Origin of the sequence: Desulfobulbus oligotrophicus (genome assembly GCF_016446285.1) — a bacterium.
In the GTDB taxonomy this organism is placed as follows: domain Bacteria; phylum Desulfobacterota; class Desulfobulbia; order Desulfobulbales; family Desulfobulbaceae; genus Desulfobulbus; species Desulfobulbus oligotrophicus.
This window is the reverse complement of the sequence record NZ_CP054140.1, coordinates 77,597-90,356: the sequence shown is the minus strand read 5'-3', so window position 1 is coordinate 90,356 and position 12,760 is coordinate 77,597. Positions and strand designations below refer to the sequence as shown.

General features: G+C 50.1%; 13 protein-coding genes. 6 read left to right on the top strand and 7 right to left on the bottom strand.

Annotation, left to right across the window (positions count from 1 at the left end):
* Positions 1-56 precede the first annotated feature (56 nt).
* The 3 genes from HP555_RS00400 to HP555_RS00390 all read right to left on the bottom strand — a co-directional run bounded on the left by HP555_RS00400 (position 57) and on the right by HP555_RS00390 (position 3,017).
* Positions 57-899, bottom strand: a complete 843-nt coding sequence (locus HP555_RS00400) for a class I SAM-dependent methyltransferase (RefSeq protein ID WP_199263259.1) — start codon at positions 897-899, stop codon at positions 57-59.
* 185 nt (positions 900-1,084) lie between these two features.
* Complete coding sequence (locus HP555_RS00395) at positions 1,085-1,843, bottom strand: esterase family protein (protein ID WP_199263258.1); 759 nt, start codon at positions 1,841-1,843, stop codon at positions 1,085-1,087.
* Positions 1,833-3,017 carry an ATP-grasp domain-containing protein gene (locus tag HP555_RS00390; protein ID WP_199263257.1) on the bottom strand — a complete coding sequence of 395 codons (1,185 nt, stop codon included), beginning with the start codon at positions 3,015-3,017 and terminating at the stop codon, positions 1,833-1,835. Before HP555_RS00390 ends, HP555_RS00395 begins: the two co-directional genes overlap by 11 nt.
* A gap of 263 nt (positions 3,018-3,280) precedes the next feature.
* Here HP555_RS00390 and HP555_RS00385 point away from each other — a divergent pair, with 263 nt between their 5' ends.
* From HP555_RS00385 to HP555_RS00360, 6 genes are all read left to right on the top strand, one after another.
* Positions 3,281-3,454: a hypothetical protein gene (locus HP555_RS00385; protein WP_199263256.1), complete on the top strand. Its 174-nt coding sequence runs from the start codon at positions 3,281-3,283 to the stop codon at positions 3,452-3,454.
* Positions 3,455-3,606: 152 nt separating this feature from the next.
* On the top strand, positions 3,607-3,933 hold the full coding sequence (locus HP555_RS00380; protein WP_199263255.1) for an ArsR/SmtB family transcription factor: 327 nt from the start codon (positions 3,607-3,609) through the stop codon (positions 3,931-3,933).
* A gap of 122 nt (positions 3,934-4,055) precedes the next feature.
* Positions 4,056-4,934 (top strand): radical SAM protein, encoded by an 879-nt coding sequence (locus HP555_RS00375; protein WP_199263254.1) that lies wholly within the window; start codon positions 4,056-4,058, stop codon positions 4,932-4,934.
* Positions 4,935-4,997: 63 nt separating this feature from the next.
* Complete coding sequence (locus HP555_RS00370; protein ID WP_199263253.1) at positions 4,998-5,888, top strand: radical SAM protein; 891 nt, start codon at positions 4,998-5,000, stop codon at positions 5,886-5,888.
* Positions 5,889-5,903: 15 nt separating this feature from the next.
* Positions 5,904-6,299: a VOC family protein gene (locus HP555_RS00365; RefSeq protein ID WP_199263252.1), complete on the top strand. Its 396-nt coding sequence runs from the start codon at positions 5,904-5,906 to the stop codon at positions 6,297-6,299.
* A 47-nt stretch (positions 6,300-6,346) separates the two neighbouring features.
* Positions 6,347-6,703, top strand: coding sequence for a putative quinol monooxygenase (locus tag HP555_RS00360; RefSeq protein ID WP_199263251.1), 357 nt, complete (start codon positions 6,347-6,349; stop codon positions 6,701-6,703).
* A 563-nt stretch (positions 6,704-7,266) separates the two neighbouring features.
* Here HP555_RS00360 and HP555_RS14315 read toward each other — a convergent pair.
* From HP555_RS14315 to HP555_RS00335, 4 genes are all read right to left on the bottom strand, one after another.
* Positions 7,267-7,323 carry a hypothetical protein gene (locus HP555_RS14315; protein WP_408639856.1) on the bottom strand — a complete coding sequence of 19 codons (57 nt, stop codon included), beginning with the start codon at positions 7,321-7,323 and terminating at the stop codon, positions 7,267-7,269.
* 137 nt (positions 7,324-7,460) lie between these two features.
* On the bottom strand, positions 7,461-7,712 hold the full coding sequence (locus tag HP555_RS00345; RefSeq protein ID WP_199263249.1) for a GIY-YIG nuclease family protein: 252 nt from the start codon (positions 7,710-7,712) through the stop codon (positions 7,461-7,463).
* A gap of 487 nt (positions 7,713-8,199) precedes the next feature.
* Positions 8,200-9,045, bottom strand: coding sequence for a pirin family protein (locus HP555_RS00340; RefSeq protein ID WP_199263248.1), 846 nt, complete (start codon positions 9,043-9,045; stop codon positions 8,200-8,202).
* A 575-nt stretch (positions 9,046-9,620) separates the two neighbouring features.
* Entirely contained in the window at positions 9,621-12,638 is a 3,018-nt protein-coding gene (locus tag HP555_RS00335; protein ID WP_199263247.1) for a RelA/SpoT domain-containing protein, read from the bottom strand.
* Positions 12,639-12,760: the final 122 nt, after the last annotated feature.

The following is a 12,760-nucleotide window of genomic DNA, read 5'->3' as shown; positions in this document are numbered from 1 at the left end:
AGGATAGCACAAGCGGCCGGGAACCGCAATGAAAGGAGGATGATAAAAAAGGTCGATCAAACCGCCTGGTCCATCAGCACATCCAGGCAAAAACGGTATATTGTCGGGCTGCAGTGGCCGCAGATGGCTGTGTTCATAAATCGGGGACTGCGCCCCTGATTGTGAAAGACAGTTGCAATGTTTGCGCGGACAGCATCAAGGCCGTCTTTGGGCTGCATGGTGTAAAAATGGAGGGTACCGCCGGGGCGCAGGGCATATGCAGCGGCGGCAAGTAAAGCTTCTCCGCCCTGAGGCAGAGCAATGAGAATCCGATCAAAGCCCGGCGGCAAAGCCGGCAGGACTGCAGCAGCGTCGCCTTCCAGAAAACGAACACGAGACGCACATCGGTTACTCTGCTGGTTCCATACGGCATAGTTGTGGGCAATCGGATTCTTCTCGATCCCGATAACTTCAGCTGCCCTGCTGTGACAACCGATGATCAACGTGAATGGACCTGCCCCGGAACCAAGGACAGCTATTCGTTCACCACAACAGGCAAGAGCGGCAATTCGAGCCCGTTCATGAGCCAGTCGTGTGGAAAAGTAGACTTGAGCAAGGTCAAGATGCATGAGGATGCCGTTTTCCCGATGAACAGTGGTGAGTCGATTTTCACCCGCGATCACCTGGAACGGTGAGAGACGGTATTCACCACGGTATCGGCCGCTGCGTTTTGCCACCACTCGGATGGATGGGTGGAGGTCGAGAAGCACCACACCGATTGCATGTTCGTACGGGAATAATTCCGGCCGGATTACCACCACCACGATATCTCCTGTCCGATCAAAACCGGTGGGCAGAAGGGTGGGATCGATATCGACAAGATGACGTTTAAGGATCGATCGAAACGGTAGGCCTTTCATGGTGACAGGAAAAAACACGCACGGTGGGAATATCGTCGTGTCGGAGCGATGCAACCTGACTGCCGTGATGCCGGTTCGGCTGTTTCAGATGGTGTGGTACACAACGCCTGTTCTGTCCGGGTCGGTAAAAATTTATGATACCTTGTGTTTTCAGATAGTTGCGCCTGTTTGTTGCCGGAATGGAGTTATGCCTCTTTATTGTAGAGATGGTCTAAAAAGTACTGCATCTGCTGGTACCACCATGGCCAGTCATGACTGACATCCTCTCCCCAAAAATCCACCCAGGCGGGAATACGCTTGTCACGCAGTATCTGTGCGAGCTGACGGGTATCATCGAGTGCTTCGGCTTCCCAGGCTCCCTGGCCGACACAGACAATAATATCACTGCGTCGGTACCAGTTGAGATACCAGGAGTCATTCAGGTCAGAGAGATAGTGGAGCGGAGAGTTGAAGTAAATATCCGCAATGTTGCCGCTGTGGAGGCCGAATTCTGTGTGGTCCAGCCGATACAGACCGCTGAGGGCAATGGTGCCGGCAAAGAGATCCGGATGTTTGAGGAAGGTGTTGACCGCATGGTAGGCACCCATACTGCAACCGTTGGCCATCACCCGGATATCTTTCTGGCTGCAGTGTTGGCGGATGTAGGGAACCATCTCCTTAACAATGTAAGCGTCATAGGCTTCATGACGGGCATTGCGATCGGCTGGAGGTGCAGAGAAATTGTACCAGGATTCGGCATCAACACTGTCGACACAGAAGAGCTTTATCTTGCCTTCGTAGATAAAATCAGCAATGGCATCGATCATGCCCATGCCTTCATAATCGTAATAACGACCAAGCGAACAGGGAAAGACCAGAATCGGCATCCCCCAATGGCCATAGACTTTAAAAGCCATGTCCCGCTGGAGATTGGTGCTGAACCAACGGTGCTCTTCAATATGCATGGGATGTCTCCTCGTTCGTGGTCTGATGGATGAAGGTGATGATTTCCTGTAACTGAGCAAAGTCCGGTGTACGGAAAATATAGCCTATATCGCCCAGGGCGCTGGCAAAAACACCGGGAACCTGATCAATCCTGCAGATGGCGTCGTTGTACCGATCTACAATCTGCTCATGGCTGTACAGATAGGGCAGGCCATGCTTTCGGCTGGCGTAACAGCAGTGATATTTCCTTGCAAACGTGATGTCGGTCCGGTTGTGGACAAGGAGTTCGGCCCAGATACGGTAGATGTCGATATCACAGGCGTAGTTGAACATATCGGTGGTAAAGCCGCCCGGGGGGCGCATGTTGACCTCCAGGGCGGTGAACTCATCGCCACCGGTTTGAAAGAATTCGATGTGAAAGAAACGTTCCCGCACCTGAAAGGCCTGCAGGCAGCGCAACCCGGCATCTTCAAGAGCGGGTGGTATTTCACGCAACGAGTAGTAGGCGATATGGCGAGCCTCGTTGACGGTCTCCATGATACCCTGGCTGAACACGTGGGACGTTGAAAAGATGGGTTTACCGGCAGTGTCGCAGAGTCCGTCAAAGGAGACGATCGTCCCCTTGACAAAGGATTCGATGATGTACTCGTCCGGCGGTTTGACGGTAAAAAAGTGAACGAGATCACTGTCTGTATCAAGACGGAACGTATTGAGTGCACCGACTCCGGCATCCGGTTTGGCCACCACCGGATAACCTGTTTCAGCAAGGAGACGCCGGGCGTCTTCCAGGTCTTGAACCACTCGACCTGCAGCCACCGGTATCCCGGCCTCCCGGAATTTTTCCTTCATCTGCGATTTGTGCCGGATCATGCCGATGTCTGCCGACCGCACCCCAAAGATGTTAAAGTCGTCTCGCAGTCGTGCTTCGGTGGACAACCAGTATTCGTTAAGACTGTCGATCCGGTCGATCTTACCGAAGCGATGGGTGAAATGACCGCAGGCCCGGAGCAGTTCGTCGTAGTTGTCCATCCTTTCCACCCGGTAATACTCGGTGAGCGATTCGCGAACCTCAGGGAGCAGGTTGTCATACGGGGCGTCACCGATACCCAGGACATTGGCACCGGCCAACTTGAGCTGGCGGCAGAAATGATAGTATTGGGATGGAAAATGCGGTGAGAGAAAAACACAGTTCATACAGGGTAACCTATCAGCAAATTTCGTCGGGTTGTAGCTGGAATCCTGTTGGCAGATGAATCGATACAAAGTTTCTTTTTATAGTACAACGGAACCGGCGACAGAGCAATGTGTGACCATCCCCATTTTGTTATCTTTATACGTTAGTGGCAGGAATTTGTTTCCCTGTCTGTCCGGGGAATAGGGAAAGGTTCAGGGACAGGCTTGCAGGCTACCGGCAGCCTGTTATCGTCCCTGTCTGGAACCGGCAGGCCAGAAAGCGGTTGAATACAATCGCCTTGTGCTGTATCAGCACGGATGAACTTCGTTTTCCGAATCAAAGAGCAGCGGCAATTGCGGTAAAGACGGTCAGGGAATATCAAAAAGAAACCGACAGTCACCATCAGGGGCGTATTCAAGGAAGAGGATCTTTTTATTTATCAAAAGCTGCTTCATGACATAGAAACCACGTGGTTCTTTATTTGAAGGCGTTTATTTCACCAGATTATTCAGCATGACCACTGGATCCTATTTTTTGGGTGTAGCGCTGTGCAAAAAATAAATTTAAAAGACATATTGACATATCGGTAATTATAGATATGATAAAGCCATGATCAACGAAAAACAGTTAATCGAAATTTTCAAAGCACTGTCCAACGAAACGAGACTGAGTATCCTGAAATGGCTCAAAACACCGGATGAGTGCTTTCCGCCGCAAGGGGAGCATCTGGCAGACACAGTCGAACTCAAAGGAGGCGTTTGTGTCGGCAGCATACAGGAAAAGGCGGGGGTCTCTCAATCCACGGTTTCGCATTATCTGGATATCATGCTCAGGGCACGGCTGGTAACGGCTGAACGGCACGGGAAATGGACCTATTACCGTCGCAATGAAGAAACGATACAGGCGCTGATCGAGCACATTAAAATGGAGGTATAGGACGACAACGCGGTAGAACTATCTGAACAGTTATTCCAGGAGATGGACAGGGCAACCTGTTCTTTTTTTAGACATGACATATCTACAAATATCGATATGTCAATATGTAAGGAGTGTATCACATGCATTTTTCAAGTGGCATCAATCGTCCGCCGTATGAAGCAATGGATGGGTTTTTACAGGTGACTTCGGGGTGTTCCCATGCTTCGTGCAAGTTCTGCACCTTCTATAAGGATGCGCCTTTTGCAGTCTCGCCAATGGAAGAAATCGAAGAGGACATCAAGGAGATCAGAGACAGGGGGTGGAAATTTCAAAGAATTTTTCTGCAGGGAGCGGATCCCTTTATTCTGCCGTACAACAAGTTAATGCAGGTTGCCGAGCTGATTCATCAATACCTGCCGTCCGTAGAGAGCATCGGTGGGTATGCGCGTGTTGATAACGTCAGAAACAAGACCGTGGAGCAGCTGCGCCGATTAGCCGAGGTTGGTTATAGCAATTTTTACTTCGGCAATGAATCCGGTGACGACAAGCTCTTGGAAAGAATGAACAAAGGCTATAAAGCAGAGGTTGTTGTGGAACAGCTCTCCAAGCTGGATGAAGCCGGCATGAAATACATTGTCAATTTTTTAGGCGGGCTTGGCGGTTACAATTACGGCCTGAGCCATGCGAGAGAATCCGCAAAGGTCATCAATCAGCTTCATCCAACGCTGGTCTACGCCTCTGAACTGACCCTGTTCCCTGACACACCGCTTTCCAAAGACAAACAAAAAGGACTCTTTGCGGAAGCGACCGAGGTGGAACGTTTGGAAGAAATGTATGAGTTTATCCGCTGCCTGGATATCGACACCGTATTCAAGGCCGAGCATGTGACCATCCCTGTGCCGATCAGAGGAAAGCTGCCGGAGGACAAGCAAAATATGCTTGAACTCCTGCAGGAGCAAATCGACATTGCCAAAGAAGGGGGGTTGGATGGGTTCCGCAAGCGGGTCATGAGTCTATAAAGACAACACAAAAAACGCGTGCGCAAAGAGTTGCAGTCACAGCGATAGAACAGGAGAACTGATATGGAATACAATGGCACCGTGTACCGGCCACCGATGGAAGCAGAGACTTTTCTGATTCCGGTGACAGAAGGATGCACGCACAACAGTTGTCGTTTTTGTAATATGTACGAGGGTGTACGTTTTCGGACGCTGCCGCTCGCCGACATCGAGGAATTTCTCAGCAAGGCCCAAAAATACAACAAACGATTTATGGACCATTTGGAACGCGTTTATCTTGTGGGGGCGGATCCCTTTGCACTGTCCGCAGGCAAGTTGGAACCCATAATCAATCTGATTCGTACGTATTGTCCAAACGTCCGGGTGATTACGATGTATGCCGCCGTGCGGAACATCACAAGTAAGACGGATGAGTACCTGAAACAATTGGCTGATCTGGGGGTTAATGATCTCTATGTGGGCATTGAAACCGGTTCAGAAGAAGCTCTTGCCTTTCTGAACAAGGGCAATACCGCAGAAGAGGCGAAAACGCAGTGCCTAAGGCTCAATGCAGCCGGCATCCGTCATCGTGATATGCTCATGCCCGGAGCAGCAGGCAAGGGAAAGCTTTTGCAGGAAGCAGAGGAGACCGCAGAGCTGGAGAATGCCATAAAGCCGGATATGGTGATACTCACCACAATGGCGGTATTCCCCGGAACAAAACTGGAGCAGGATGTAAAGAACGGCATCTTTGAAGCGGCACCGGAATCGGAAGTATTAATGGCCCAAAAACACTTTATCGAACTGTTGGATCTTCCGGACACCTATTTATGGGCGGCGCATTCCCTTGATTCGACAAAGATTGCCGGTCTGCTGCGGGATGAGAAAGAAACCATGCTCAAACGCTTGCAGCACAGCATTGATACCATGGATGATGAAGCCTTTCGCCAAACGTTCCGCCGCGATCATCTTTAAGGCAGGAGGAACTACATGAGCCTGATTAAGGGGATTCATCATACAGCGCTGCGCTGTGTGGGTGAAGACGAAATGAACCGTACCGCATCGTTTTACTGCGATATATTGGGTATGCGCCGGGTCAGGAGCTGGGGAAACGGGCGGTATGCTGTGTGTATGATTGATACCGGCAGTGGGTTGCTGGAACTCTTTGCTGATGCTGAACCAGGGCGCAGGCCCGGGCAGGTTGATCATATTGCACTAGCCACAGATGATGTCGATGCCTGTGTAGCAGCTTGCCGTAAGCAGGGGCTTGCAGTGCTGCAGGAGTCGGGGCCGGTGTTTATTCCTTCGGAAAAGCCATATCCTGTATGTTTTGCCTTTGTGATTGGAGTTGCCGGAGAGATTATTGAATTTTTTAATGAACTTTGATTGATAGGTTCGATGAATACTAACTTATTTGCAGGAGGAACTGAGCAATGAGTAACAACGTATCATGGATATTTGAATTAACCCTGACAAAGGGTAGCTCTGATGATTTGAAGGCATTGATGCCCGAGCTGGTTGAATCAACAGCAAACGAGTCCGGTACTTTGGCGTATGAATGGACTCTGAATGAGAATCAAACGATCTGCCACATTTATGAAAGGTATACAGACTCTGATTCTGCTTTAACCCATCTGAAAACATTCAATGAAAAGTTTGCCGCCAGGCTGATGGCTCTTGGTAATGCCACCGCATTTGTTGTCTATGGCAATCCAGCAAGCAGTCTTAAAGAGGCATTGAAGGGCTTTGGCGGCACGTATATGACGCCGATCGGAGGATTTGCCCGTTAAGCTTCACTGCTCTATCAAAAAGGAAGGTGGTCTGATCGGTGTGACGGCTTTCCTTTTTTAGTCGGGCAGTATTTTGTCTGGGGCAGTGCTTTTACAAAATTTAAGGACAAATAAAAAAGCAAGCACCAGCCCCTGGAGGATTGGCGCTTGCCATGTGCTTATTTGTAAAGGATATTCACGCAAAAAGAAGTTCAGAACGTACAAATACGAGCTACACTGACCGTCAACCCGCATTTGCAAGCTGTACTCAAGCAGCTGGTGTCCTGCTTGGTTCATGTTGTCCTTTAATTTCAAGGAACTTCTGAAGCCATATGTCAGAATTACAAGGTCAGAAGAAGGAAGGCTGCGCCTGCAACCCTTGAAATTGCCTGATTGAACGAACCACACAGGACACCAGGATCATACTGTGGCTCCATCGTCATTCCGCGCGATAGTCGCGGAATCCATACAATCCAAGCTCTCCTTCTGTTTTTAATTTTTTCTCCAACTCAATGGCAGCATGGATATCTTCTCCAGATTTGTACCAAGCCGGCATATGAACAGTATATTTTGCGCTGAAGCTTTCAGTGTGTGCCTTGATTTTTATGTTCATACATACGGCGTTCCAGATTATTGGTCACCCCGGTGTAAAGCGTTCCATTTCGTTTGCTGGCTAGATGTGGAGGTGTGTTTATCTTCCATATGGTGTTCCTCTGTATTCAACTGGATTCCGCGACTACGCGCGGAATGACCCCAATCTGACTCAAACATCACCCTGTCACCCTGCAACGGTCATTCTGCGCAAGGACGCGCAGCGGCCGTAGTCGCAGAATCCATCATCCTTGATAGGCCAAATGTGGACTCCATGATAGTCGCGGAATCCATACAATCCAGGTTCTCTTTCTGTTTTTAATTTTTTCTCCAACTCAATGGCAGCATGGATATCTTCTCCAGATTTGTACCAAGCCGGCATATGAACAGTATATTTTGCGCTGAAGCTTTCAGTGTGTGCCTTGGTTTTTATGTTCATGCATACGGCGTTCCAGATTACTGGTCACTCCCGGTGGTGTAGAGCATTCCATTTCGTTTGCTGGCTAGATGTGGGGAGCGTGTTCAGCTTCCATATGGCGTTCCTGCATTCAACTGGATTCCGCGACTACGCGCGGAATGACCCCAATCTGACTCAAACATCACCCTGTCACCCTGCAACGGTCATTCTGCGCAAGGACGCGCAGCGGCCGTAGTCGCAGAATCTATCATCCTTGATAGGCCAACATGGACTCCATGACAGTCGCGGAATAACCAGGAACTTCTGAAGCCATATGGCAGAATTGCGAGGTCAGAAGAAGGAAGACTGCGCCTGCAACCCTTGAAGTTGCCTGACTGCACTAACCATACAGGACACCAGCAATAAACGACGAGCAAGGTTGCGGATTTTCTAGAGTAAAAGCCAGTCCAACCAGCACTGCAAATTGCAGCTGCATCAGACAAGATTTACAAGATCAGCAGCCTTCGGTTCACGCACCTCTTTCTTTAATAAAGGTATTATTCTCCAGTTCAAAAGAGGCTGTGCGCAATTCATCATCAGTGTTCATCACAATGGGGCCGCCCCAGGCCACAGGCTCTTTTAGCGGCGCGCCCATGAGCAGCATCAGGCGGGCGCCTTCTGCCCCGGCTTTAAAATGAACCACGTCACCATCGTCAAGCAGTACGGCCTGCTTGGCTGCAAGCTGCTCAGCGCCGGCTACCGATGTTGAGCCGGTCATAATATAAAAAAACACTGTTTCGCCGGCCCTGGTGTTTACGCTTAGGCCGGCGTTTGGCTCAAGCTCAATATCAAAGTACGAAGCCTGTACATAGTCGGCCTGCATGGCGCCGGGCGTATCTTTATAAGTGCCGGACAGTACCCGCACCACCGCGCCGTTTTCTTGCACGGCCGGAATATTTTCACTGGTCAGGTCGCGATATTTTGGCGTAGCCATTTTGTTTTTAGCCGGCAGGTTAATCCAAAGTTGCAGACCCAGCATGTGCTCGGAAGCCTGTGGCATTTCCTGGTGCATAATGCCGCTTCCGGCGGTCATCCACTGGCAGGAACCATCAACAATAACACCTTTATTGCCCAGGCTATCCTGGTGTTCCATACTACCTTTTACCAGGTAGGTAACAGTTTCTATGCCGCGGTGCGGGTGAAAAGGAAAGCCTGCGATATAATCATCCGGGTTTGTTGAATCAAAGGCATCCAGCATGAGGAAAGGGTCAAAATCTTTTACAGTGCGGTAACCGATAACCCGGACCAGATGCACGCCAGCACCGTCAATGGCGCGTTTACCTCTTACAGTTTTATGAACACTGCGCTCTTTCATCAGACCCTCCTGAGAAGATTTATAGTAGTAGTGTACCAACTACCTGCCCCATTTAGTTATGTCACTCTAACCACTTTATAGGTTAGTGACAGAAATTTGTTTCCCTGTCTATCCGGGGGCTGTTAAAGATTTTTTGGGGGCCAGGCCAGTGAGGCCAAAAGCGTCCTTCGTTGTTTTACTCGGTATCAATATACCAGTGAGAGAACCATTACAACCAACGCAAGGAGGAATGATAATGAACTGTGGCGTTATCAGGGGTTCGTTTTGTGAAGGTTTCTTCTGAGGGTTTCGAATGTAAAAGAAAAATAGAGTGCACTTGCAGCAATGTATGCATTTACAATAAAATTCCTCCATTCTGAAAAAATTCCAAACTCTCCAGAGATATTAGCATAAACTATGATGACACCTGCCGATATAAAAAAAAGGACAAGGTAGATATGCAGCTTTGTTTTCATTTCTTCCTCTTCAAAAATAAATTGCCCTGGGGCAGTATGTTGTTCATCAAGATATACAGGAGGTATCGTGACTTTTAACGTAGAGCTTACCAGCGCTACAGACTCGTCATGAAAAATGACTTAACCCTGCTCTTTACCATCCAATTCTTCACCGTATTCAAGCTTGCGCAGCGCTAACGATGCCTCAGCCGATCGATTCTCTTCCGCTATCCTGCTCTCGAGCTCGCGAATATAATCAGCTGCGAAGCACCGAACATTCTCGTTAGGATCATCAAGCCACGCCTCGATCAATTTTTTACGCTTGGTGTATAGTGCCACTAAGCCGAACTGACCACACACAACGCCCATCTCCCGTAACACCGATCGCGCCTCAGCCAGCAGAACGTTCTCGGAGTCGAGTTCCGCAACGACCGCCCGTACGAGCCCATACACGCATGGCTTACCTTCGAAGGCAGACAGCACGCTGAACACGAATACATAATCGTCTTGGTCGCCATCGACAGCGATAGCAGAAAGGCGTTCTTCTAGGCCATTCGACAGATCAGGGAAAACCGACGCAAGCAGTTTTCCCCCGTCATAGATGAAAGAATCCGGGTATGCGTCATACCACTTGCGCGCGCCTTCCAGCAGGAGATCAGGAATTGCTGCAAGCGGTGCCTGAAGTTCATGTACCGCAAACGGCACAGCATTGTAGCGCGTTGGCGCGTTTTCTGTTTGAGCAAAGGCTAGACGATTACCGATGAAAGTAACGACGCTTGCCGGCCATCTTTCTGCAATGGCGGCTACAATATGCTCGGCGCTATCTTCAAGTTGGGGATAGGAAACCAGTGCGTCAAGCACAACTGATGCTGCTTCTTCGTCAAGTGCTCGGATGATTGGGCTGTCAAGCCATGAAAACCAGGGCATCCGAACCCAGCTGTCATCCCCTGCAGCCTTGAGGTGACGAAGCGCGGGAATGAACACCTCGTCTATGAGTATCCCAGGATGTTTTTCGAATTGGCTGACGGCGGCGACCAGTACATTTCGCAAGGCAAACCGGTCATCCTGCTTGATGGCGCTGTCGAGGGCATGGCGTAGCATCGCTTCGTCAAATGGATTGGCAAAACTAAGATACCATGCAATCCGCCCCACATGCTGTCCGGAATCGAGCCAAGCATCAATCAGCTGGCGTGCTTGGTCTCGCATGCCACTTCGCATCAACCCTAGCAGCATGCCAGGCAGAAAATTTGCAAGCGGTGCTTCCATCCGGTCAACATAGCTAAACACGATGGCAGGCTGCGCCTCAGCGAGCCGTTCAAAAAAATTGCCGAAGGTCGGAAAGGTCGCTGCATCGTCGGATTCGGTCTGTGCGTAATGGCTGATCCTCTCGAACCAAGCGTCAGCGCTATCCTCATTGACCGACGCCAGAAGAAGATCGACCTGTTCGTTGCGGTAAATTTTCATCTGGTTGTAACGGAATTCCTTGTCCTGCCAGGCAGGCGGAAACACGGAGTTGTAACCGACGAGTATCTTGTAGATCACGAAGTCAGGGTTGGAGTTCGCCCTATCACGGAATGCGAGTGCAGCTGCCTCTATCTGATCCCGAGCAGCGGCAAGTTTTGGATCGCTGCACATCGATTCCGGCAATGTCATGTGACGCCAGTAACATAGATTGACCCAATGCTCGGTAGATTGCAGGAGCTTATAACTCAGCCTTGGAACGATCTGGGTCTGGAATTCCATGATAGTGTGCGTGTTCTCCATAACCTGCAGCGCCAATTCTTTGCTGTACTCGGCACTAAAGGGTGGCTGTGTCGCGGCTTGAAGCGCTTGAAGGATCGCTCGATAGGACTTGTCGCTTTCGGCAAGGGCAAACTGATTTTTCAACAGATCAATCGCTCTTGTTCGTACGGTACGAAGCGCGTCGGAAGCCACCACAACCCCGCGATGCAATGTCACTGCGTTGGAACTGCTGGTGGAGCCGCTGACTTCAGTTTCGAGCACTTCTCGCAGCATCTCGGTAAGCAATTTTTCCAACTCGCGGCGCTCATCAGCACTAAACTTTTCGATCCGCTCGACCACGAGTGCCTGAGCAATCGGACCCTGTTCACGCCAAATTTGCAATTCGTGCTTGGCAAGAGCCTTGCCCAGTTTGGTCAGCCGCTTCCGATCATCCTCATTTTCGGACCAACTGAAGAGTTTGCAGAGTGCGTCAAACGTGATATCGAAATCGAGATAGCGATAACGCATCAGGATGTCCGCAACGGCATTGAGAATGTCACCATAAGTCTTGGCCGGCAACGCACCGTAGGGTGTTTCTATCGTGACGGGTGGCGTCACGCGGGCACGATTGGCCGCAACGAGCAATCGGTCGACGACGTCATGGTAAATCGCATGCGGATCGTCATACAGCGGCAGGACGTTTTCAGCAAATGTCTCAAGCGCGTCGGCACGCACGTTGTTGTCCGCTGCCTCGACAATGGCTTCAAGGGCGTCTCCATCAAACAGGGCCTTGCCTTCGACGAGTCGCTGAAAATCGCTGGCGATTTTTTGGAATTCGTAGCCTGCGGGCAGAAGATACTTGCGCGCGACCTTTTGCAGCCGACTCTTGATGCCCTCGAAGGCCTTGCCGCCGAAATCGCCAAGTTCTGGGGTTTTGTAGATAGTGTCGTGTGCCATTTCCGCCCAGGCATGATTCAGAATCGTCTGGATCTGAATCTCGCAGCGCATTCCAATAAAGCGAGCATACTCCGGCAAAGCCGCCCGGTCGGGACGAAGCTTCACAATGTAATGATTGGAAATGTAGAGTTCGGTAGCATCTTCAGTTTCTTGCCGCGGGTGGTGGAGTTTCACCTCCGACACCTCAAAATTCTGATCGATGATTTCTGAGTTAATGAACCGCGTGACGTCGCTGTTGGTGTAGAAGATGACTCGGCATCCGGCGAGATCCTTGATGTTATCTTCAAGCGTCGTGCTAGTATCAATGTCACGCAGCAGGAGTTTCTTGTTTAAAGAATCAGGTTGCTTTGCACGGCCTTTAACTTGCTGCAACCGATAACCTTCTTCAGCGTTGATTGCAGCTGTGAGGATTGCGGCAACCGTTGCTGCAAAATCCGCGTACTCCGCTCGTCCTGCGCGCTCATATTCTTCGAAATCCATCAGTTAATCTTCCGCAAATAATATTGTTGGGCATTCTGAGGCCACAACGTCTAAATATAATTGAATAGAGGTCGGATTGCACTTCACTACAAATGGGTAGCTGAAATCGGTCAACACTTTTT

Excerpts from the sequence above, each read along its gene's own strand:
- HP555_RS00400 (WP_199263259.1), bottom strand. The coding sequence starts at position 899 with ATGAAAGGCCTACCGTTTCGATCGATCCTTAAACGTCATCTTGTCGAT.
- HP555_RS00395 (WP_199263258.1), bottom strand. The coding sequence starts at position 1,843 with ATGCATATTGAAGAGCACCGTTGGTTCAGCACCAATCTCCAGCGGGAC.
- HP555_RS00390 (WP_199263257.1), bottom strand. The coding sequence starts at position 3,017 with ATGAACTGTGTTTTTCTCTCACCGCATTTTCCATCCCAATACTATCAT.
- HP555_RS00380 (WP_199263255.1), top strand. The coding sequence starts at position 3,607 with ATGATCAACGAAAAACAGTTAATCGAAATTTTCAAAGCACTGTCCAAC.
- HP555_RS00375 (WP_199263254.1), top strand. The coding sequence starts at position 4,056 with ATGCATTTTTCAAGTGGCATCAATCGTCCGCCGTATGAAGCAATGGAT.
- HP555_RS00370 (WP_199263253.1), top strand. The coding sequence starts at position 4,998 with ATGGAATACAATGGCACCGTGTACCGGCCACCGATGGAAGCAGAGACT.
- HP555_RS00365 (WP_199263252.1), top strand. The coding sequence starts at position 5,904 with ATGAGCCTGATTAAGGGGATTCATCATACAGCGCTGCGCTGTGTGGGT.
- HP555_RS00360 (WP_199263251.1), top strand. The coding sequence starts at position 6,347 with ATGAGTAACAACGTATCATGGATATTTGAATTAACCCTGACAAAGGGT.
- HP555_RS00345 (WP_199263249.1), bottom strand. The coding sequence starts at position 7,712 with ATGAACATAAAAACCAAGGCACACACTGAAAGCTTCAGCGCAAAATAT.
- HP555_RS00340 (WP_199263248.1), bottom strand. The coding sequence starts at position 9,045 with ATGAAAGAGCGCAGTGTTCATAAAACTGTAAGAGGTAAACGCGCCATT.
- HP555_RS00335 (WP_199263247.1), bottom strand. The coding sequence starts at position 12,638 with ATGGATTTCGAAGAATATGAGCGCGCAGGACGAGCGGAGTACGCGGAT.